We start from the raw sequence: 21,121 nt of genomic DNA on the forward strand, positions 1-21,121 counted from the left end.
AAGAGGTAACGCGCCGCAGAAGCAGTTTTCTGCTGTCACCGGTCAGGATGACGCCGTTAACCAGGATAGATGACGAGGAGCCAAAATGAATCAGATTCCGATGACGTTGAAAGGCGCTGAGAAGCTACGCGAAGAGCTGAACGAACTGAAATCCGTGAAGCGTCCGCGCATTATCGCCTCCATCGCCACAGCCCGTGAGCACGGCGATTTGAAAGAGAATGCCGAATATCATGCGGCTCGCGAAGAACAGGGTTTCTGCGAGGGTCGTATTCAGGAGATCGAAGCCAAGCTTTCTAATGCGCAAGTCATTGATGTGACTGCCATGCCGAAAACCGGTCGCGTGATTTTTGGCGCTACTGTGACCATCCTCAATGTAGATACGGATGAAGAGTTCACCTATCGCATCGTGGGTGACGATGAAGCGGACTTCAAACAGAACCTGATTTCGGTGAACTCGCCGATGGCGCGTGGATTGGTTGGAAAATCAGCAGACGATGTCGCGATTGTGAAAACCCCGGGCGGGGATGTGGAATATGAAGTCCTGAAGGTGGAATACCTTTAAGATATTGCTACGCTTTGCAATATGTCGCTGCATTTTGTAAAGAAAGGAAAAAGGCCGCATTGCGGCCTTTTATCACATGCAGGAGCGTGGCACTTTCTTTGCCCGTCGCCGCCTTTAAAGGCATGATTAACGCGGAAGAGTAATTTTACGCTCTTTGGCAGGGCGATACAGCACCAGCGTGTTGCCGATTACCTGTACGTTGCCTGCTTTAGTCTCACGCACGATAGCGTCCACGATCAGCTGCTTAGTTTCACGATCTTCCGAGGCAATTTTTACCTTGATCAATTCGTGATGCTCGAGCGCCAGTTCGATTTCGGCGAGCACGCCTTCGGTCAGGCCATTACCGCCCAGCATGACAACCGGCTTAAGCGGATGGGCAAGGCCTTTCAGGTGCTGTTTTTGTTTGGTACTCAGATTCATCGTATTTTTTGCTTACTCAGGGATTGAAAACGGTTCATTCTACCGCCATCTCGGGTATATCGCCAAATCAACGCGACCATTGCGTGCTGATTTATCGCTACGATGACGATTTAATTGGAAAAATTATGACGGGTAAAAAGCGTTCGGCCAGTTCCAGTCGCTGGCTACAGGAACACTTTAGCGATAAATATGTGCTGCAGGCACAGAAAAAAGGGTTACGTTCGCGTGCCTGGTTTAAACTTGAAGAAATTCAGCAGGGTGACAAGATTTTCAAACCCGGGATGACAGTTGTTGATCTCGGTGCGGCACCCGGCGGTTGGTCGCAATATGTGGTTCAGCTTATCGGATCAAGTGGTCGTATCATCGCCTGCGATCTGTTACCAATGGATCCAATTGTCGGCGTTGATTTTTTGCAGGGCGATTTTCGAGATGAGGCGGTACTTAACGCCTTACTGGAGCGCGTAGGCGACCAAAAGGTGCAGGTGGTGATGTCTGATATGGCACCCAACATGAGCGGTACACCTGCGGTTGATATTCCACGTTCGATGTATTTGGTAGAATTGGCGCTGGAAATGTGTCGGGATATCCTGGCCCCAGGCGGCAGTTTTGTCGTGAAAGTGTTTCAGGGAGATGGCTTCGATGAATACCTGCGGGAAATTCGCTCCCTGTTTACGAAAGTGAAAATTCGTAAGCCGGACGCTTCGCGATTACGTTCGCGCGAAGTGTACATTGTGGCGACGGGGCGCAAACTTTAGCCCGAATTGCCGGAATCAAAGCAAGACGACCAATGCGTTTACTCTGATGTGTAATTCTGAGTTTCAGGGTAAACAAGCAAAATCATCCGCACTGCGATTCCAGGTATGAAGGAACTATAGTACCCTACGCTGTCTGTTAACATCGTTGTAATATGAGGTTAATCCCTTGAGTGACATGGCGAAAAACCTGATTCTCTGGTTAGTCATCGCGGTCGTGCTGATGTCTGTATTCCAGAGCTTTGGGCCCAGCGAGTCGAATGGCCGTAGGGTTGATTATTCAACTTTCCTATCGGAAGTGAACCAAGATCAGGTCCGCGAGGCACGAATTAACGGGCGTGAGATTAACGTTGTCAAAAAAGACAGCAATAAATACACCACCTATATCCCCGTCAACGATCCTAAGTTACTCGATAACCTGTTGACCAAAAACGTCAAAGTAGTTGGCGAACCGCCTGAAGAACCAAGCCTGCTGGCTTCCATCTTCATCTCATGGTTCCCAATGCTGCTGCTGATTGGCGTGTGGATCTTCTTTATGCGGCAGATGCAGGGCGGCGGCGGCAAGGGCGCGATGTCCTTCGGCAAGAGCAAAGCCCGCATGCTGACCGAAGATCAGATCAAAACCACTTTTGCTGACGTGGCCGGTTGTGATGAGGCCAAAGAAGAAGTGGGTGAGCTGGTTGAGTATCTGCGTGAGCCGAGCCGTTTCCAGAAACTGGGCGGTAAAATCCCGAAAGGCGTCCTGATGGTCGGCCCTCCGGGTACCGGTAAAACGCTGCTGGCGAAAGCGATTGCTGGCGAAGCCAAAGTACCGTTCTTTACTATTTCCGGTTCTGACTTCGTTGAAATGTTTGTCGGTGTTGGTGCATCTCGTGTGCGTGACATGTTCGAACAAGCGAAGAAAGCTGCGCCGTGCATCATCTTTATCGATGAAATCGATGCGGTTGGCCGTCAGCGTGGCGCAGGTTTAGGCGGTGGTCACGATGAACGTGAACAAACGCTGAACCAGATGCTGGTTGAGATGGATGGCTTTGAAGGTAATGAAGGCATCATCGTTATCGCGGCAACTAACCGTCCAGACGTACTTGACCCGGCGCTGCTGCGTCCAGGCCGCTTTGACCGTCAGGTTGTCGTCGGTCTGCCAGACGTGCGTGGTCGTGAGCAGATTCTGAAAGTCCATATGCGTCGTGTGCCGCTGGCAACCGATATGGATCCTTCAGTCATCGCACGTGGTACGCCTGGCTTCTCCGGTGCGGATTTGGCTAACCTGGTCAACGAAGCTGCGCTGTTTGCTGCTCGCGGCAACAAGCGTGTGGTTTCGATGGTTGAGTTTGAAAAAGCCAAAGACAAAATCATGATGGGTGCAGAACGTCGCTCCATGGTGATGACCGAAGAGCAGAAAGAATCGACGGCCTATCATGAAGCGGGTCACGCGATCGTCGGTACGCTGGTTCCGGGTTACGATCCGGTGCACAAGGTCACCATCATCCCGCGTGGTCGTGCTCTGGGTGTGGCCTTCTTCTTGCCAGTGGGCGATGAAATCAGCGCCAACCGTCAGAAGCTGGAAAGCCGTATTTCTGTGGCTTACGGCGGACGTCTGGCGGAAGAGATCATTTATGGTCCGGACTATGTTTCTACCGGTGCTTCATCTGACATTAAAATGGCAACCAGCGTAGCGCGCAACATGGTTACGCAGTGGGGCTTCTCTGAGAAGCTGGGTCCATTGCTTTACGCTGAAGAAGAGGGTGAAGTATTCCTCGGTCGTTCAGTGGCGAAAGCAAAACACATGTCAGATGAAACGGCGCGCATTATCGATCAGGAAGTTAAACACCTTATCGATACCAACTATCAGCGTGCACGCCGTATTCTGAATGAAAACATGGACATCCTTCACGCGATGAAAGACGCGCTGATGAAGTATGAGACCATCGATGCACCGCAAATCAGCGATCTGATGGCACGCCGTGAAGTGCGTCCACCAGCAGGTTGGGAAGAGGCGAAAGTTGCTGTGGGTAATGGCGACTCTACGCAGGCTCCACGTCCTGTTGATGACCCGAAAACACCGGGTTCAGACAAGATCATGTGATAGCGTCCTGGCGGGATGCGTTGCTCTGCGCCAGATTTGCAGCCGCAATACTTGTTACAATGCAAACCCCGGCAAGTCCGGGGTTTTTTACATTCTGCGATTCAGTGATTCCTCAAGGAGATTCTCGCCATGAAGTTGTTCGCCCGTGATTCCCATCTCGATCTCTCTTTTCCCCATGTGATGGGCATTTTGAATGTCACGCCGGACTCTTTCTCTGATGGTGGAAGCCACAACACGCTGATCGATGCGCTGACGCACACCAATGAAATGGTGAACGCCGGTGCCACCATCATTGATGTGGGCGGTGAATCAACGCGTCCGGGCGCTGATGAAGTCAGCGTGGAGGAAGAGCTGGCACGCGTCATTCCGGTGGTGGAGGCCATCGCGCAGCGTTTTGAGGTGTGGATTTCCGTCGATACTTCCAAACCAGAAGTGATTCGTGAAGCGGCGCGAGTGGGCGCTCACATCATCAATGACATTCGTTCCCTGTCCGAACCGGGCGCGCTGGCAGCGGCAGCAGAAACCGGTTTGCCGGTGTGTTTGATGCACATGCAAGGTGAACCGCGCACCATGCAGCAGGCACCGGAATATAGCCACATCGTGAGCGAAGTGGACGCTTACTTCGCTGCGCAGATTGCGCGATGTGAAGCAGCCGGTATCAAAAAAGATAATCTGCTGCTCGATCCTGGCTTCGGTTTCGGTAAGAATCTCAGCCACAACTATGAACTGCTGGCCAATCTGAGCCATTTCCACCATTACGGCTTACCGCTGTTGGTCGGGATGTCGCGGAAGTCGATGGTTGGTCAGTTGCTAAATGTCGGTCCGGCGCAGCGCCTGACCGGAAGCCTCAGCTGTGCGGTAATTGCCGCCATGCAAGGGGCGCAAATTATTCGCGTGCATGATGTGAAAGAGACTGTCGAAGCGATGCGCGTCGTCGAAGCGACACGGAGAGCAAAAGGATAAAGGCATGAGTAATCGTAAATATTTCGGTACAGATGGTATTCGCGGCAAAGTCGGTGAAGCACCGATTACCCCTGATTTTGTTCTCAAGTTGGGCTGGGCGGCCGGTAAGGTGCTGGCGCGTCAGGGTTCACGCAAAGTATTGATTGGTAAAGATACGCGTATTTCAGGCTATATGCTGGAATCGGCGCTGGAAGCGGGTCTGGCGGCGGCGGGATTATCTGCAGCCTTCACCGGTCCGATGCCGACACCTGCTATTGCTTATCTGACACGCACTTTCCGCGCTGAAGCCGGCATTGTGATTTCGGCTTCGCATAATCCCTTCGACGACAATGGCATCAAATTCTTCTCTGCTGAAGGCACCAAGCTGCCGGACGAAGTCGAAGAAGCCATTGAGCTGGAGATGGAAAAGCCGATCACCTGCGTGGAGTCAGCTGAACTGGGCCGCGCCAGTCGCATTGTCGATGCTGCAGGTCGTTACATCGAATTCTGCAAAGGGACGTTCCCCAGCGAGCTGAGCCTGAATGGGCTGAAGATTGTGGTTGATTGCGCTAACGGCGCGACTTACCACATTGCGCCGAATGTGCTGCGTGAGCTGGGTGCGACGGTGATTGCTATCGGCGTGCAGCCGGATGGCATGAACATCAACAAAGATTGCGGTGCGACCGATTTGCGTCTGCTGCAGCATCGCGTGTTGGAAGAGAAGGCCGATCTCGGACTGGCTTACGACGGCGATGGCGACCGCATCATGATGGTTGACCATTTAGGTCACAAAGTCGATGGCGATCAGATTCTCTACATCATTGCACGCGAAGGGCTGCGTCAGGGCCAATTGCGCGGCGGCGTGGTCGGCACGCTGATGAGTAACATGGGTCTGGAACTGGCGCTGAAACAGCTGGGTATTCCATTTACCCGTGCGAAAGTGGGCGACCGCTACGTGCTGGAAAAAATGCAGGAGAAGGGCTGGCGTTTAGGCGCGGAAAACTCCGGTCATGTGATTCTGCTGGATAAAACCACCACCGGCGACGGCATCGTGGCAAGTTTGCAAGTGCTCACTGCAATCGTGCGCAACCATATGACGCTTCACGATCTGTGCAGCGGCATGAAAATGCTGCCGCAGATTTTGGTCAATGTGCGTTTCGCTGGCGAGCACGATCCACTGGAAAGCGAGAGCGTGAAAGCCGTGACCGCAGAAGCAGAAAAAACGCTGGCGGGGCGTGGTCGTGTGTTGCTGCGCAAATCCGGCACAGAGCCACTGATTCGTGTGATGGTAGAAGGCGAAGATGAGGCGCAGGTCAGCGCGCTGGCGCACAAAATCGCGGATGCAGTAAAAGCGGTTTAAGGTGTTTCAGGCGGAGAGATTTTGTACTTTCCGCCTGCAAAATCACCGGGGTGGTGCTTTTTTCCGCAATCGAAAGCGATGGTGAAAATTGCACTTGCAGAGGTATGTGCCTTTGGTTAGTATTCACACCCGCTTCTGATGGGTGATGACGAGACTCCCCATCGATATTGGTTGAAGCTTTAACTGTGCAGATAACGCGCAAGGAAACAGGTTGATTATGTACGAAGCTCTGTTAGTTGTTTTCCTTATTGTAGCGATTGGCCTCGTAGGTTTGATCATGCTGCAGCAAGGCAAAGGCGCTGATATGGGAGCCTCATTCGGTGCGGGCGCTTCTGGTACGCTGTTCGGTTCTAATGGGTCTGGCAACTTTATGACTCGCATGACCGCGGTACTGGCTACGTTGTTCTTCATCATCAGCTTGGTTCTGGGTAACCTGAACAGTAATAAAACAGCCAAAGGTAGCGAGTGGGATAACCTCACTGCGCCGGTGCAGTCTGAACAGCAGACTCAGCCAGCTAAACCGGCAACGCCGGGCAATGATATTCCGCAGTAAGATCGTCAACGCTGTAGTGCGATAAAACAACGTCGCAGTCTAGTGATGTACCGAGGTGGTGAAATTGGTAGACACGCTACCTTGAGGTGGTAGTGCTCGAAAGGGCTTACGGGTTCAAGTCCCGTCCTCGGTACCAAATCTCAGTTTAACTTGCATTTTTTGCAAGGTCGGCGTATTATTCGCCACGTTTTCGGACGCGGGGTGGAGCAGCCTGGTAGCTCGTCGGGCTCATAACCCGAAGGTCGTCGGTTCAAATCCGGCCCCCGCAACCACTTTCCCTTAGAGTTCTTTTTCAAATATACTGTATGCATCGACGGACGCAATCTCAGTGATTTTTGAAAAAAATTCTTTTGGATTGTGCTCCGAAGCCGCTATGCGGCGTACAGGGTCCAGTCACAAAAAGCCCCGAATATTCGGGGTTTTTTGTTATCAGGAAATCGAAACACTGGGCTATAGGCCCTTTTTTTATGTCTTGGGGGTGGGCTTGTCCACATTAGAGCAAAAATTGACAGAGTTGATCTCTGCTCCAGTAGAAGCGCTTGGCTACGAATTAGTCGGTATTGAGTTTATTCGTGGTCGCACATCAACCCTGCGCATCTATATTGATAGTGAAGAGGGTATCAATGTTGATGATTGCGCCGATGTTAGCCACCAGGTTAGCGCAGTAATGGATGTGGAAGATCCAATTACCGTGGCTTACAACCTTGAAGTTTCCTCGCCGGGTCTCGAACGTCCTCTTTTCACTGCTGAACACTATGCACGTTTTGCCGGTGACGAGGTGAGCCTGGTACTACGCATGGCCGTACAAAACCGCCGTAAATGGCAGGGTATCATCAAGTCTGTTGAAGGCGAGATGATCACGGTGACCGTTGAGGGTAACGATGAAGTGTTCGCGCTGAGCAACATTCAGAAAGCGAACCTGGTCCCCCACTTTTAAAAGTCCGGATTGAGGCTAACCAGGATGAACAAAGAGATCTTAGCTGTAGTAGAAGCCGTTTCTAACGAAAAAGCCCTGCCGCGTGAGAAAATCTTCGAAGCGCTGGAGAGCGCTTTGGCCACTGCGACCAAAAAGAAGTATGAGCAAGAGATCGAAGTGCGTGTCAGCATCGATCGCCGCAGCGGCGATTTCGACACCTTCCGTCGCTGGCAGATTGTGGAAGAAGTCACGCAGCCGACTCGCGAGATCACGCTGGATGCAGCTCGTTATGAAGACGAAGCGTTCAATCTGGGCGAATTTGTCGAAGATCAGATTGAATCTGTCACCTTCGACCGTATCACCACCCAAACTGCTAAGCAGGTTATCGTACAAAAAGTACGTGAAGCTGAGCGCGCGATGGTGGTTGATCAGTTCCGTCAACACGAAGGTGAAATCATCACCGGCGTGGTGAAGAAAGTGAACCGCGACAACATTTCACTGGACCTCGGCAGCAATGCTGAAGCCGTGATTGTGCGTGAAGACATGCTGCCGCGTGAAAACTTCCGTCCAGGTGACCGTATCCGCGGCGTGCTGTACGCCGTTCGCCCTGAAGCGCGTGGCGCGCAGCTGTTTGTCACCCGTTCTAAGCCAGAGATGCTGATCGAGTTGTTCCGCATTGAGGTGCCAGAAATTGGCGAAGAAGTTATCGAGATCAAAGCGGCAGCGCGCGATCCGGGTTCACGCGCCAAAATCGCGGTGAAGACCAACGATAAACGTATTGATCCAGTGGGCGCTTGCGTCGGTATGCGCGGTGCGCGTGTCCAGGCGGTTTCAAGCGAGCTGGGTGGCGAGCGTATCGACATTGTGCTGTGGGACGACAACCCGGCGCAGTTCGTTATCAACGCTATGGCGCCAGCCGATGTGGCGTCAATTGTGGTGGATGAAGACAATCACACCATGGATATCGCTGTTGAAGCCGGCAATCTGGCTCAGGCGATCGGCCGTAACGGCCAAAACGTGCGTCTGGCTTCCCAACTGAGCGGTTGGGAACTGAACGTGATGACCGTCGATGATCTGCAGGCCAAGCACCAAGCTGAAGCCCATGCAGCGATCGATATGTTCACCAAACATCTCGACATCGACGAAGAGTTCGCCACCATTCTGGTGGAAGAGGGCTTCTCTTCGCTGGAAGAATTGGCTTATGTGCCAATCAACGAGCTGCTGGAAATCGACGGCCTCGATGAAGAGACCATTGAAGCCCTGCGTGAACGAGCAAAAAATGCGTTAACTACCTTGGCATTAGCGAAAGAAGAGAGCCTTGGTAATCAGGAGCCCGCTGAGGATCTTCTGAATCTTGAGGGCTTGGATCGTGCGCTGGCGTATCGCCTGGCGGCGAAAGGCGTTTGCACGCTGGAAGATCTCGCTGAGCAAGGTGTTGACGATCTGACAGATATTGAAGGGCTGGATGACGAGAAAGCCGGTGCGCTGATTATGGCTGCACGTAATATCTGCTGGTTCGGCGATGACGCGTAATAACAGGAAGGAACAGCATGACAGATGTAACCGTAAAATCGCTGGCCGCCGAAATTCAGACCCCGGTCGATCGCCTGGTACAGCAATTTGCTGATGCAGGGATCCGTAAGTCTGAGAACGATGCGGTGTCCCAGCAAGAGAAAGAAACCTTACTGTCTCACCTGAATCGTGAGCACGGTCAGACCGGTTCAAGCAAGCTGACTTTGCAGCGCAAGACGCGCAGCACCTTGAATATTCCCGTCACCGGGGGTAAAAGTAAGTCGGTACAAATTGAAGTCCGCAAAAAGCGCACATACGTGAAAGGCGACGCAGAGTCTGAGCAAGCTCAGGCAGAAGCGGAAGCCGAGGCGCAGCGTGAAGCGGAAGAGCAGGCGCGTCGCGAGGCGGAAGAACAAGCCCGTCGCGAAGCTGAACAGAAAGCGCAACGTGAAGCCGAAGATAAAGCCAAGCGCGAAGCCGCTGACAAGGCCAAACGTGAAGCAGCGGAAAAAGAGAAATTGACTAATCAACCTACCGACGTAGTAGCCAAGGCTGCGCAGTCTGATAAAGCCCGTCGTGAAGCAGAAGCTGCCGAACTGAAACGTAAAGCAGAAGAAGAAGCACGCCGTAAGCTGGAAGAAGATGCGCGCCGCGTGGCTGAAGAAGCCCGCCGCCTGGCTGAAGAAAAAGCTGTTGAATGGGCCAAACCTGAAGAAGAGGATAAAGGCGACTATCACGTCACTACCTCAACTCACGCCCGTCAGGCTGAAGACGAGAACGATCGCCAGGTTGAAGCTGGCCGTGCACGTGCTCGCACCACCAAAGCAGCTCGCCCGGTGAAGAAAGGCAACAAGCATTCTGAAGCCAAAACCGATCGCGAAGAAGCGCGTGCGCAGGTTCGTGGCGGCAAAGGCGGCAAACATCGTAAGCCAAGCACCCTGCAGCAGGGCTTCAACAAGCCAGCTCAGGCTGTTAACCGCGATGTCGTCATCGGTGAAACTATCACCGTTGCTGAACTGGCCAACAAAATGGCGATCAAAGGTTCTCTGGTCGTTAAAGCGATGATGAAGATGGGCGCCATGGCGACCATCAACCAGGTTATCGATCAAGAAACCGCTCAGATGGTCGCGGAAGAGATGGGTCATAAAGTGATCCTGCGCCGCGAGAATGAGCTGGAAGAAGCGGTAATGGACGATCGTGATACCGATGCTGCGCAAGAGTCTCGTGCTCCGGTCGTGACTATCATGGGTCACGTTGACCACGGTAAAACCTCTCTGCTTGACTACATTCGTTCAACGAAGGTGGCATCAGGCGAAGCGGGTGGTATTACCCAGCATATCGGTGCTTACCACGTTGAAACTGACAACGGTATGATCACCTTCCTCGATACCCCGGGCCACGCCGCGTTTACCGCAATGCGTGCTCGTGGTGCGCAGGCCACGGATATCGTTATCCTGGTTGTTGCTGCTGATGATGGCGTGATGCCTCAGACCGTTGAAGCTATCCAGCATGCGAAAGCAGCCGGTGTGCCAGTGGTTGTTGCGGTCAACAAAATCGATAAGCCAGATGCTGATCCAGACCGCGTTAAGAACGAACTGACCCAATACGGAATTCTTCCGGAAGAGTGGGGCGGTGAGAACATGTTCGTTAACGTATCCGCGAAAGCCGGTACCGGTATTGACGACCTGCTGAATGCAATTCTGCTTCAAGCAGAAGTACTGGAACTCTCTGCTATCCGTGAAGGTATGGCGAGCGGCGTGGTCATTGAATCGTTCCTCGACAAAGGTCGTGGTCCGGTTGCTACCGTGCTGGTACGTGAAGGTACGCTGAATAAAGGCGATATCGTGCTGTGCGGCTTCGAATACGGCCGTGTACGTGCGATGCGTGACGAACTGGGTCGTGAAGTGCTGGAAGCGGGTCCATCCATTCCAGTGGAAATCCTGGGTCTGTCCGGTGTGCCGGCCGCAGGTGATGAAGCGACTGTCGTACGTGATGAGAAGAAAGCGCGTGAAGTTGCACTGTATCGTCAGGGCAAATTCCGTGAAGTTAAGCTGGCGCGTCAGCAGAAGTCTAAGTTGGAGAACATGTTCGCCAACATGACTGAAGGCGAAGTGTCTGAGCTCAACATCGTACTGAAATCTGACGTACAGGGTTCTGTTGAAGCCATCTCTGATTCGCTGCTGAAACTCTCTACCGACGAAGTGAAAGTGCGCATCATCGGTTCAGGCGTAGGTGGTATCACCGAAACCGACGCAACGCTGGCTGCAGCATCCAACGCTATCATTCTCGGCTTCAACGTGCGTGCTGATGCTTCTGCTCGCCGCGTGATTGACGCTGAAAACGTTGACCTGCGTTACTACTCCGTCATCTATAATCTGATCGACGAAGTGAAAGCAGCAATGAGCGGTATGCTGGCTCCAGAGTTTAAACAGCAGATTATCGGTCTGGCTGCGGTACGTGACGTGTTCAAATCACCGAAGTTTGGTGCCATCGCGGGCTGTATGGTCACCGAAGGTAACATCAAACGTCACAACCCAATCCGCGTATTGCGTGACAACGTGGTTATCTATGAAGGCGAGCTGGAATCTCTGCGCCGCTTCAAAGATGACGTTAACGAAGTTCGTAACGGCATGGAATGTGGTATCGGCGTGAAGAACTACAACGACGTTCGCGTTGGCGATATGATCGAAGTGTTCGAAGTGATTGAAATTAAACGCACCATCGATTGATCATCATTTGATGTGTTGCAATTTGGGAGGCCTCTGGCCTCCCGAATTATTTGGGAGAAAGAAATAATGGCAAAAGAATTTGGCCGCCCACAGCGCGTTTCTCAGGAGTTGCAGAAAGAGATTGCAATCATCCTGCAGCGCGAAATTAAAGATCCACGTCTTGGTATGATGGTGACAGTTTCGGGCGTCGAAGTGTCGCGCGATCTCGCCTATGCTAAGGTGTTTGTGACCTTTTTGAATGACAAAGATGAAGAAGCGGTACAAAACGGCCTGAAGGCGCTGAAAGAAGCCTCTGGCTATATCCGTACGCTGGTGGGCAAAGCTATGCGTTTGCGTATCGTGCCGGAGCTGACCTTCTTCTACGACAACTCGCTGATCGAAGGTATGCGCATGTCGAACCTGGTCAGCAATGTCATTAAGAGCGATGTTGAGCGTCGTGGCGATAGCCCGGCGGAAGATGACAAGGGGGACTAATGAGTCGTCCTCGTCGTCGCGGTCGCGACGTCCACGGTGTGTTTCTGCTGGATAAGCATCAAGGCGCCTCTTCCAATGATGTGCTGCAGAAAGTAAAGCGTCTGTTCAATGCGAATAAAGCGGGCCACACCGGCGCCCTCGATCCACTGGCGACCGGCATGCTGCCGGTTTGCCTCGGCGAAGCCACCAAGTTTTCGCAGTATCTGCTCGATTCTGACAAGCGTTATCGCGTCATTGCTCGCTTGGGTGAACGCACCGATACGTCTGATGCCGACGGCAATATTGTTGAGACGCGTGCGATTACTTTTGATCAGGCGGCACTGGACGCGGCGCTGGACTATTTTCGTGGCGACACCATGCAGGTGCCGACCATGTTCTCCGCGCTGAAGTACCAGGGACGCAAGCTGTATGAGTACGCACGTGAAGGCATTACCGTGCCGCGTGAAGCGCGCCCGATCAAAGTGTTTGAGCTGCAGTTTATTCGCTGGGAAGGTGATGAGCTTGAGCTGGAGATTCACGTCTCTAAAGGCACTTACATCCGCACTATCATCGATGATCTCGGTGAGCGCCTTGGCTGCGGTGCGCACGTTATCATGCTGCGTCGTCTGCAAGTGGCGCGTTATCCGATCGAAAGAATGGTGACGCTCGAGCAGCTGCAGGACGTGGCGGCCACCGTCAATATGGCAGAAACGCCAGATTACAGCGCGCTCGATGCGTTATTGCTGCCGATGGATAGCCCGGCAGAAGAGTTCCCGATTGTGAATTTGCTGCCTGCGGTGGCGGCTTATTTTAAACAGGGTATGCCGGTTCAGGTGGCGGATGCGCCGGAACAGGGATTGGTGCGCGTGACTGAAGGTAATGAGCACAAATTCATTGGTATGGCCGAAATCGCCGAGGATGGGCGCGTGGCGCCGCGTCGTCTGGTGGTAGAATTTCCTGCGTAATCAATCCTCTCGCATTTGACCTAACGGCGCATTTGCGTTGCTATCAGGCGAAGAGTAGAATGGCGCGGCTTTAAAAGCGGGCTGCTGAATTAGAGATCGGCACCCATACATTCATTATTTACTGGAGTTTATTATGTCTCTAAGCGTAGAAGCTAAAGCAGAGATCGTTGCTAAATACGGTCGTGGTACCAACGACAGCGGTTCAACTGAAGTTCAGGTTGCTCTGCTGACTGCTCAGATTAACCACCTGCAGGGTCACTTCTCTGAGCACAAGAAAGATCACCACAGCCGTCGCGGTCTGCTGCGCATGGTATCTCAGCGTCGTAAGCTGCTGGACTACCTGAAGCGTAAAGACGTTGCTCGCTACACCGGTCTGATCGAAAGCCTGGGTCTGCGTCGCTAAGTCTGAAGAATCTGATCAAGGGTGTAGCGCATGCACTATGCAAAAAAACGCATCTGACGATCAGATTTGTGCGAGTTTCGCGAAAAGGGGGCCTTTATGGCCCCTTTTTTCGAGCAATCCGCAGCAATCCGGACCAAACTCATGTATTGTTGCAGAGAGTGATCTTTGCTTGCAGAGGTTCGCGCGGCTAATGAGAGGCTTTACCGCATGGGCGGTTAAGGTTGTCATTAGTCGCGAGGATGCAACTGAAGATCGGTAATCCCCGGCGCGCCAGAGTGGGCTGCGCCCCTGAATTTAAGGACTTAAATTTTGCTGAACCCGATCGTACGCAAATTCCAATATGGTCAGCATACCGTCACGCTGGAAACCGGCATGATGGCGCGCCAGGCTACCGCTGCAGTAATGGTGAGCATGGATGACACTGCTGTATTCGTTACCGTTGTTGGCCAGAAAAAAACTAAACCAGGTCAGGATTTCTTCCCGCTGACGGTTAACTATCAGGAGCGTACTTACGCTGCTGGTCGTATCCCGGGTAGCTTCTTCCGTCGTGAAGGCCGTCCAAGCGAAGGCGAAACCCTGATCTCACGCCTGATTGACCGTCCAGTTCGTCCGCTGTTCCCGGAAGGCTTCATTAACGAAGTTCAGGTTATTGCGACCGTGGTTTCAGTTAACCCACAGGTTAACCCAGACATTGTTGCGATGATCGGTGCATCTGCTGCACTGGCTCTGTCTGGCCTGCCGTTCAATGGTCCAATCGGTGCAGCGCGCGTCGGTTATATCAATGACCAGTACGTGCTGAACCCAACTGCTGATGAAATCAACGAATCACGTCTGAACCTGGTTGTTGCCGGTACCCAGAACGCGGTGCTGATGGTGGAATCAGAAGCTGACATCCTGACTGAAGAGCAGATGCTGGGTGCTGTGGTATATGGCCACGACCAGCAGCAGATCGTTATCGAAAACATTAATGCGCTGGTTGCCGAAGCCGGTAAACCACGTTGGGATTGGCAGCCACTGCCAACTAACGATGCACTGATCGCACGCGTTACTGCACTGGCAGAAGCGGGCATCAGCGATGCCTATCGCATCACTGATAAGCAAGAGCGTTACACTCAGGTTGGCGCAGTGAAAGACGCAACAATTGCGGCACTGCAGGCTGAAGATGAGACGCTGGACGCTGGCGATATCGCTGACATCGTACACGATCTCGAGAAGAGCGTTGTTCGTAGCCGCATCATCCGTGGCGAACCGCGTATCGATGGCCGTGAGAAAGATATGATTCGTGGTCTGGACGTGCGCACTGGCGTACTGCCACGTACGCACGGTTCATCACTGTTCACCCGTGGTGAAACGCAGGCGCTGGTTACCGCAACGCTGGGTACCGCACGTGATGCGCAGAATCTGGATGAGTTGATGGGCGAGCGTACTGATAGCTTCCTGTTCCACTACAACTTCCCTCCGTATTGCGTGGGAGAAACCGGTATGGTTGGCTCACCGAAGCGTCGTGAGATTGGTCACGGTCGTCTGGCGAAGCGTGGCGTGCTGGCAGTAATGCCTAAGCAAGCTGACTTCCCATACACCGTGCGTGTGGTTTCAGAAATCACCGAATCTAACGGTTCTTCTTCAATGGCTTCCGTGTGTGGTGCTTCTCTGGCACTGATGGACGCTGGCGTACCGATCAAAGCAGCCGTAGCCGGTATTGCGATGGGTCTGGTTAAAGAAGCCGACAACTTTGTGGTTCTGTCTGACATCCTGGGTGACGAAGATCACCTCGGCGACATGGACTTCAAAGTAGCAGGTAGCCGCGATGGTATTACTGCGCTGCAGATGGATATCAAAATCGAAGGCATCACCCGCGAAATTATGCAGGTTGCTCTGAATCAGGCTAAAGGTGCGCGTCTGCACATCCTGAGCGTGATGGAACAGGCAATCAGCACGCCGCGTCAGGAAATCTCTGAGTTCGCGCCGCGCATTTACACCATCAAAATCAGTTCAGACAAGATCAAAGATGTCATCGGTAAAGGCGGCTCGGTTATCCGTGCGCTGACCGAAGAAACCGGCACCACCATCGAAATCGAAGATGACGGCACCGTGAAGATCGCTGCAACTGATAGCCTGAAAGCTAAAGAAGCCATTCGTCGTATCGAAGAGATCACTGCTGAGATCGAAGTTGGCCGCATTTACTCAGGTAAAGTGACACGTATCGTTGATTTCGGTGCCTTCGTGGCAATCGGCGGCGGTAAAGAAGGTTTGGTTCACATTTCTCAGATCGCCGATAAGCGCGTAGAGAAAGTGACCGACTATCTGCAGATGGGCCAGGAAGTTCCAGTGAAAGTAATGGAAGTGGACCGTCAGGGCCGTGTACGCCTGAGCATCAAAGAAGCGACAGAGCAGAAACCAGCGGAAGAAGTTGCTACCGCTGCATCTGATGCATCTGACGCCGAGTAAGCGTTTACCGATTTACCTCTCCCTGCTTTGCGGGGAGAGGTGTTTAGATCATCGCGAGGGCGGGAATCCTTGTGCACAGCAGGAGGATGACAGGATGGTTGTCCCAATGTTTGTATTCGGGAGTGGGAAATGAAGCCTTTTTTGCGCTGGTGTTTTGTTGCGACAGCTATCACGCTGGCAGGATGCAGCAACTCCAATTGGCGTAAGAACGAAGTTCTGGCAGTACCTTTGCAGCCCACACTGCAGCAAGAGGTGATCCTAGCGCGCATGGAACAAATTCTTGCCAGTCGTGCCCTGACCGATGATGAACGCGCACAGCTATTATATGAGCGCGGAGTGTTGTATGATAGTTTGGGTCTGAGGGCACTAGCGCGGAACGATTTTTCGCAAGCGCTGTCTATAAGACCAGATATGCCTGAGGTATTTAACTATCTCGGTATATACTTAACGCAGGCAGGCAACTTTGATGCTGCCTATGAAGCGTTTGATTCTGTACTTGAGCTTGATCCAACTTACAACTATGCGCATTTAAACCGTGGTATCGCCCTCTATTACGGCGGTCGATACAAGTTAGCGCAAGATGATCTGCTGGCGTTTTATCAAGACGATCCTAACGATCCATTCCGCAGCCTTTGGCTCTATCTCGTTGAAAGCGATATGGATGCCGACAAGGCAAAAGTTACGCTGAGACAGCGTCATGACAAAGCGGTTCGCGATCAATGGGGATGGAATATTGTCGAGTTCTACCTTGGCGACATCAGTGAAAAAACGCTGATGGAACGTCTCAAGGCGGACGCAACGGATAACACCTCGCTCGCTGAACATCTCAGTGAAACCAACTTCTATTTAGGTAAGTACTACCTAAGTCTGGGGGAGAAGGACGACGCGAAAGCGTTGTTCAAACTGGCGGTGGCCAACAACGTAAACAACTTTGTTGAGCACCGATACGCATTGTTGGAACTGGCGCAACTCGGCCAGACACAAGACGATTTATCAGAATCTGACCAGCAATAGCTGACGAACTTTTATTGCCTGAATACCTGTAAAGTCATCATCTTCAGAGATGAGGGCTTTTCTGTTCGTCAAAACTTCTAATTTGAGCCGGTTCACACTTTTTGATGAAAATGACTGAAAGTTTTCACGACGAGTTATGTAGACTGGCCGCCGCAATCTAAGAGGCACGTGTACTACATGACTGATATTCAAACCACTTTTGCTGACCTTGGCCTGAACGCCGACATCCTCGAATCACTGAACGGTATGGGCTACGTTAAGCCTTCTCCAATCCAGGCTGAGTGTATTCCTCACCTGCTGGCTGGCCGTGACGTGTTGGGTATGGCGCAGACCGGTAGTGGTAAAACTGCGGCTTTCTCACTGCCGCTGCTAAACAACATTGATCCTACTGTTAAAGCACCGCAAATTTTGGTGCTGGCACCGACCCGCGAATTGGCGGTACAGGTTGCTGAAGCCGTCACAGAATTCTCTAAACACATGCGTGGCATTAACGTTGTAGCCCTGTACGGCGGCCAACGTTATGACGTTCAGCTGCGCGCACTGCGTCAGGGACCACAAGTTGTTGTGGGTACACCTGGTCGTCTGCTGGATCACCTGAAGCGAGGCACGTTAGATCTGTCTAACCTGCGCGGTCTGGTGCTGGACGAAGCTGATGAAATGCTGCGTATGGGCTTCATCGAAGACGTTGAAACCATCATGGCGCAGATTCCAGACGGTCATCAGACCGCGCTGTTCTCAGCAACCATGCCAGAAGCGATTCGTCGTATCACCAAGCGCTTCATGAAAGATCCACAGGAAGTGCGCATCCAGTCAAGCCTGACTACGCGCCCAGACATTTCTCAGTCTTACTGGACCGCTTACGGCCGTAAAACTGACGCACTGGTTCGCTTCCTGGAAGCAGAAGATTTCGATGCAGCCATCATCTTCGTGCGTACCAAAAATGCCACGTTGGAAGTGGCCGAAGCGCTGGAGCGCAGCGGTTATAACAGCGCAGCACTGAACGGTGACATGAACCAGGCACTGCGTGAGCAGACGCTGGAGCGTTTGAAAGATGGTCGTCTTGACATCCTGATCGCGACCGACGTTGCCGCACGTGGTCTGGACGTTGAGCGTATCAGCCTGGTCGTAAACTTTGATATCCCAATGGATGCAGAGTCTTACGTTCACCGTATCGGTCGTACCGGCCGTGCAGGTCGTGCAGGTCGTGCGTTGCTGTTCGTTGAGAACCGCGAGCGTCGTCTGCTGCGCAACATCGAACGCACCATGAAGCTGACCATTCCAGAAGTTGAACTGCCGAATGCAGAACTGCTGGGTGAGCGTCGTCTGGCTAAGTTCGCGGCTAAAGTACAGCAGCAGCTGGAAAGCAGCGATCTGGACCAGTACCGCGCACTGCTGAGCAAAATGCAGCCGGGCGAAGATCTGGATATCGAAACTCTGGCCGCAGCACTGCTGAAAATGGCTCAGGGCGAACGTCCACTGATTCTGCCACCAGAAGCACCACGTCCAGCGCGTCGTGAGTTCAGCGATCGTCCTGACCGTGGTGAGCGTCGCGATTCACGTGATTCTCGTGGTCCACGCGAAAGCCGTGACAGCCGCGATGGCGATCGTCCACGTCGTGAACGTCGTGACGTTGGCGAAATGCAGCTGTACCGCATTGAAGTAGGCCGCGATGATGGTGTTGAAGTTCGTCACATCGTTGGCGCGATCGCTAACGAAGGCGACATCAGCAGCCGTTACATCGGTAACATTAAGCTGTTCGGTACTCACTCAACTATCGAGCTGCCGAAAGGCATGCCGGGCGAAGTACTGCAGCACTTCACTCGTACGCGTATTCTGAACAAGCCGATGAATATGCAGCTGATGGGTGATGCACCGGTGCACGAGCGTAGCGAACGTCGTCCATCTGCTGGCGGCGAACGTCGTGGCAATGGCGCACCGCGCGGTGAGGGTGCTCCACGTGGCGAAGGCGCTCCACGTCGCTTCTCCGAGCGTCGTGAAGGTGGCCGCGAAGGCGGACGCTTCAGCCGTGAAGGTGGTCGTGGCCCGCGTCCAGAAGGCGCAGCTGCACCTCGTCGTCGTGACGCATAAGCGTTAAACGCTAAAAGTAAAAAGGGACGCTGATGCGTCCCTTTTTTTATGCTTGTGGAAAGTAAAGTTTACACGCCGCCAGCAATCAGCACGCGTTCACCGCTAACATATGCCGCCTCTTCCGATGCCAGAAACAGCGCGACTTGCGCCACATCTTCCGGCAAGCCAAAGCGTCCAAGCGGCGTAGCGGCAATCAGCTGTGCCTTCAACTCCGGATGCATCTTCTTCGCCGCCAGCAAACCTTCGGTCAAAATAATGCCGGGTGCTAACGCATTGACGCGAATATTGCGTGGCCCAAGTTCCCGTGCGAGGCCTTGCGTCAAGGTATCGATCGCGCCTTTGGTTGCCGCCCACAGCACCGAACCGGGCGTGCTGCGTTGGCTGTTTAAGGCGCTTAGATTGATGATGGAACCGCCGCGTGCGGGGAAATGTTTTGCCGCCTGCTGACACACCAGCAAGGTGCCCAGCAGATTCACATTCAGCTGCTGCTGCATTTCGCTGATGCTAAGGTCAGTAAAGTCACCGTGGTGAAAAATGCCGGCGTTATTCACCACAATATCGGGTGCGCCAAACTGCTCAATGCTGCTAGCGAACAGGCGCTGCACATCGGCCTCGCGTGAGATATCCGCCTGTACGGCGATGGCGTCGCTACCCAGCGCCTGGATGTCGGTCACCACATCCGCCGCACCCACTTCGTCCTGAAGATAATTCACCACCACCCGAGCACCGGCCGCCGCGAAAGTCATGGCGATGGCGGCACCAATGCCTTTCGAAGCGCCCGTCACCAGCGCAATTTTGCCTTCAAGTGTTTTCATCGTATCTCTCCACCTGAGATTTCGGGGAAGATAAAGCATGCGCTGTCCATACAATCGGGTGGTAGCGCAATCCTGCAAGCTTCTTGCACGATCCTGCAAATCTGCTGCTCAAGGACTAGGCGCAACGCCAGCGACAAGCGAGAATATCAACTCAGTGATTTCTTATCGCGGAGCGCAGAACGCATGATTCATCAGGAACAATGGCAGCAGTTGGTGGCAATCATTGCCCGCCATGCGCCGCAGGATGGTCGTCACTATTGCCCGATCGATTTTCTCTCTTTCGGCCGCAGCTCTCAGCCCACCAGTTTGGCGCATGTGGCGACCTGGGCCAGCTTTGCTCTGATCGCGCAGGGGCAAAAAGCGCTACGCATGGGCGATGAAGTGATGCATTACGGACCGGGCGATTTGCTGCTGGTGACGCTCGATATGCCGGTGCAATCTTGTGTGGTCATGGCGACGCCAGAGAAGCCAAATCTTGGCGTGGGCATCACCATCAACGAAACGCGGCTGATGCGTTATCTGGAACACTTTCCACACCATCATCTCGGCAGCACGGCGGTTAGCGAGCGCGGTATCGCCGTGCATAAAGTTGCGCCACCATTGGTGGATGCAGTGATGCGTTTGGTGGAGTTGCTGGATCATCCGCAGGACATTGCCGCGCTGGCACCGTTAATTGAGCAGGAGATTTTCTATCGTCTGCTGACCGGGCCAGAAGGGCCGCGTATTCTCAACATGGCGTTGACGGAGCGGCCAGGCAACAAAGTGGCGCGTGCTGCACGCTGGCTACGGGAAAACTTTCATCATCCATTGAAAATGGATCATCTGGCGAGCAGCGTGGGAATGAGTATTTCATCGCTGCATCATCACTTTAAAGCGGTAACGGCGATGACGCCGATGCAGTATCAAAAGCAGCTGCGGCTCAACGAGGCGCGTCGTTTGATGTTGATTGAGAAGCTGGATGCCGGTACGGCGGGTTATCGGGTGGGCTATCAAAGTGCTTCGCAGTTCAGTCGCGAATACAGCCGCTTTCACGGCCAGTCACCGGCGCGTGACGCGCGAACCATTGCGGTGGGTCCAGAGTGGGTAAACCCACCGCAATGAGG

At 53.2% G+C, this 21,121-nt stretch carries 19 protein-coding genes and 2 tRNA genes; 19 read left to right on the top strand and 2 right to left on the bottom strand.

All coding sequences use genetic code 11. The features are described from left to right. Positions 1 to 85: 85 nt before the first annotated feature. A complete protein-coding gene (gene greA, locus ACXIZX_RS01975) occupies positions 86 to 562 on the top strand; it encodes a transcription elongation factor GreA (RefSeq protein ID WP_008104312.1) in 477 nt (158 codons plus the stop codon). Positions 563 to 688: 126 nt separating this feature from the next. Here the strand turns inward: greA and yhbY are convergent, their stop codons facing one another. Beyond that, positions 689 to 982 carry a ribosome assembly RNA-binding protein YhbY gene (gene yhbY, locus ACXIZX_RS01980; protein ID WP_007886683.1) on the bottom strand — a complete coding sequence of 98 codons (294 nt, stop codon included), beginning with the start codon at positions 980 to 982 and terminating at the stop codon, positions 689 to 691. A gap of 125 nt (positions 983 to 1,107) precedes the next feature. On the opposite strand from yhbY, the gene rlmE reads away from it, so the two are divergent. The 17 genes from rlmE (at position 1,108) to ACXIZX_RS02065 (ending at position 19,203) form a co-directional block, all read left to right on the top strand. Then, on the top strand, positions 1,108 to 1,737 hold the full coding sequence (gene rlmE, locus ACXIZX_RS01985) for a 23S rRNA (uridine(2552)-2'-O)-methyltransferase RlmE (protein WP_007886684.1): 630 nt from the start codon (positions 1,108 to 1,110) through the stop codon (positions 1,735 to 1,737). A gap of 175 nt (positions 1,738 to 1,912) precedes the next feature. Continuing rightward, complete coding sequence (ftsH, locus tag ACXIZX_RS01990) at positions 1,913 to 3,820, top strand: ATP-dependent zinc metalloprotease FtsH (RefSeq protein WP_036620266.1); 1,908 nt, start codon at positions 1,913 to 1,915, stop codon at positions 3,818 to 3,820. Between the two features lie 129 nt (positions 3,821 to 3,949). Further along, entirely contained in the window at positions 3,950 to 4,783 is an 834-nt protein-coding gene (folP, locus tag ACXIZX_RS01995; protein WP_479403516.1) for a dihydropteroate synthase, read from the top strand. Between the two features lie 4 nt (positions 4,784 to 4,787). After that, on the top strand, positions 4,788 to 6,122 hold the full coding sequence (glmM, locus tag ACXIZX_RS02000; protein ID WP_008104307.1) for a phosphoglucosamine mutase: 1,335 nt from the start codon (positions 4,788 to 4,790) through the stop codon (positions 6,120 to 6,122). 217 nt (positions 6,123 to 6,339) lie between these two features. Next, positions 6,340 to 6,675 carry a preprotein translocase subunit SecG gene (secG, locus tag ACXIZX_RS02005; protein ID WP_061718246.1) on the top strand — a complete coding sequence of 112 codons (336 nt, stop codon included), beginning with the start codon at positions 6,340 to 6,342 and terminating at the stop codon, positions 6,673 to 6,675. Positions 6,676 to 6,724: 49 nt separating this feature from the next. Then, positions 6,725 to 6,811 (top strand) — tRNA-Leu (locus ACXIZX_RS02010). A 59-nt stretch (positions 6,812 to 6,870) separates the two neighbouring features. Beyond that, a tRNA-Met gene (locus ACXIZX_RS02015) sits at positions 6,871 to 6,947 on the top strand. 212 nt (positions 6,948 to 7,159) lie between these two features. Beyond that, a complete protein-coding gene (gene rimP, locus ACXIZX_RS02020; RefSeq protein ID WP_036620302.1) occupies positions 7,160 to 7,612 on the top strand; it encodes a ribosome maturation factor RimP in 453 nt (150 codons plus the stop codon). Positions 7,613 to 7,636: 24 nt separating this feature from the next. Beyond that, on the top strand, positions 7,637 to 9,124 hold the full coding sequence (gene nusA, locus ACXIZX_RS02025; RefSeq protein ID WP_008104302.1) for a transcription termination factor NusA: 1,488 nt from the start codon (positions 7,637 to 7,639) through the stop codon (positions 9,122 to 9,124). Positions 9,125 to 9,141: 17 nt separating this feature from the next. Further along, positions 9,142 to 11,832 carry a translation initiation factor IF-2 gene (gene infB, locus ACXIZX_RS02030; RefSeq protein WP_061718245.1) on the top strand — a complete coding sequence of 897 codons (2,691 nt, stop codon included), beginning with the start codon at positions 9,142 to 9,144 and terminating at the stop codon, positions 11,830 to 11,832. A 66-nt stretch (positions 11,833 to 11,898) separates the two neighbouring features. Next, positions 11,899 to 12,306, top strand: a complete 408-nt coding sequence (gene rbfA, locus ACXIZX_RS02035) for a 30S ribosome-binding factor RbfA (protein WP_479403517.1) — start codon at positions 11,899 to 11,901, stop codon at positions 12,304 to 12,306. After that, positions 12,306 to 13,250 (top strand): tRNA pseudouridine(55) synthase TruB, encoded by a 945-nt coding sequence (truB, locus tag ACXIZX_RS02040; RefSeq protein WP_061718244.1) that lies wholly within the window; start codon positions 12,306 to 12,308, stop codon positions 13,248 to 13,250. Before rbfA ends, truB begins: the two co-directional genes overlap by 1 nt. Positions 13,251 to 13,383: 133 nt before the next feature. Continuing rightward, complete coding sequence (gene rpsO, locus ACXIZX_RS02045) at positions 13,384 to 13,653, top strand: 30S ribosomal protein S15 (protein ID WP_036620269.1); 270 nt, start codon at positions 13,384 to 13,386, stop codon at positions 13,651 to 13,653. 309 nt (positions 13,654 to 13,962) lie between these two features. Further along, positions 13,963 to 16,101 carry a polyribonucleotide nucleotidyltransferase gene (pnp, locus tag ACXIZX_RS02050; protein WP_008104291.1) on the top strand — a complete coding sequence of 713 codons (2,139 nt, stop codon included), beginning with the start codon at positions 13,963 to 13,965 and terminating at the stop codon, positions 16,099 to 16,101. Between the two features lie 129 nt (positions 16,102 to 16,230). Continuing rightward, positions 16,231 to 17,115, top strand: coding sequence for a lipoprotein NlpI (nlpI, locus tag ACXIZX_RS02055; protein ID WP_008104288.1), 885 nt, complete (start codon positions 16,231 to 16,233; stop codon positions 17,113 to 17,115). Positions 17,116 to 17,219: 104 nt separating this feature from the next. Continuing rightward, positions 17,220 to 17,276, top strand: a complete 57-nt coding sequence (yrbN, locus tag ACXIZX_RS02060) for a protein YrbN (protein WP_098053093.1) — start codon at positions 17,220 to 17,222, stop codon at positions 17,274 to 17,276. 16 nt (positions 17,277 to 17,292) lie between these two features. Then, complete coding sequence (locus ACXIZX_RS02065) at positions 17,293 to 19,203, top strand: DEAD/DEAH family ATP-dependent RNA helicase (protein ID WP_008104286.1); 1,911 nt, start codon at positions 17,293 to 17,295, stop codon at positions 19,201 to 19,203. Between the two features lie 68 nt (positions 19,204 to 19,271). Here ACXIZX_RS02065 and ACXIZX_RS02070 read toward each other — a convergent pair whose 3' ends face one another. Then, on the bottom strand, positions 19,272 to 20,018 hold the full coding sequence (locus tag ACXIZX_RS02070; protein WP_061718243.1) for an SDR family NAD(P)-dependent oxidoreductase: 747 nt from the start codon (positions 20,016 to 20,018) through the stop codon (positions 19,272 to 19,274). Positions 20,019 to 20,201: 183 nt separating this feature from the next. Between ACXIZX_RS02070 and ACXIZX_RS02075 the strand changes: the two genes are divergently transcribed. Beyond that, positions 20,202 to 21,119 (top strand): AraC family transcriptional regulator, encoded by a 918-nt coding sequence (locus ACXIZX_RS02075; RefSeq protein ID WP_179451901.1) that lies wholly within the window; start codon positions 20,202 to 20,204, stop codon positions 21,117 to 21,119. Positions 21,120 to 21,121: the final 2 nt, after the last annotated feature.

The sequence above is a fragment of the Candidatus Pantoea symbiotica genome, from assembly GCF_056491525.1.

Coding starts and splice junctions, on each gene's coding strand:
- greA (WP_008104312.1), top strand. CDS start 86: ATGAATCAGATTCCGATGACGTTGAAAGGCGCTGAGAAGCTACGCGAA.
- yhbY (WP_007886683.1), bottom strand. CDS start 982: ATGAATCTGAGTACCAAACAAAAACAGCACCTGAAAGGCCTTGCCCAT.
- rlmE (WP_007886684.1), top strand. CDS start 1,108: ATGACGGGTAAAAAGCGTTCGGCCAGTTCCAGTCGCTGGCTACAGGAA.
- ftsH (WP_036620266.1), top strand. CDS start 1,913: ATGGCGAAAAACCTGATTCTCTGGTTAGTCATCGCGGTCGTGCTGATG.
- folP (WP_479403516.1), top strand. CDS start 3,950: ATGAAGTTGTTCGCCCGTGATTCCCATCTCGATCTCTCTTTTCCCCAT.
- glmM (WP_008104307.1), top strand. CDS start 4,788: ATGAGTAATCGTAAATATTTCGGTACAGATGGTATTCGCGGCAAAGTC.
- secG (WP_061718246.1), top strand. CDS start 6,340: ATGTACGAAGCTCTGTTAGTTGTTTTCCTTATTGTAGCGATTGGCCTC.
- nusA (WP_008104302.1), top strand. CDS start 7,637: ATGAACAAAGAGATCTTAGCTGTAGTAGAAGCCGTTTCTAACGAAAAA.
- infB (WP_061718245.1), top strand. CDS start 9,142: ATGACAGATGTAACCGTAAAATCGCTGGCCGCCGAAATTCAGACCCCG.
- rbfA (WP_479403517.1), top strand. CDS start 11,899: ATGGCAAAAGAATTTGGCCGCCCACAGCGCGTTTCTCAGGAGTTGCAG.
- truB (WP_061718244.1), top strand. CDS start 12,306: ATGAGTCGTCCTCGTCGTCGCGGTCGCGACGTCCACGGTGTGTTTCTG.
- rpsO (WP_036620269.1), top strand. CDS start 13,384: ATGTCTCTAAGCGTAGAAGCTAAAGCAGAGATCGTTGCTAAATACGGT.
- nlpI (WP_008104288.1), top strand. CDS start 16,231: ATGAAGCCTTTTTTGCGCTGGTGTTTTGTTGCGACAGCTATCACGCTG.
- ACXIZX_RS02065 (WP_008104286.1), top strand. CDS start 17,293: ATGACTGATATTCAAACCACTTTTGCTGACCTTGGCCTGAACGCCGAC.
- ACXIZX_RS02070 (WP_061718243.1), bottom strand. CDS start 20,018: ATGAAAACACTTGAAGGCAAAATTGCGCTGGTGACGGGCGCTTCGAAA.
- ACXIZX_RS02075 (WP_179451901.1), top strand. CDS start 20,202: ATGATTCATCAGGAACAATGGCAGCAGTTGGTGGCAATCATTGCCCGC.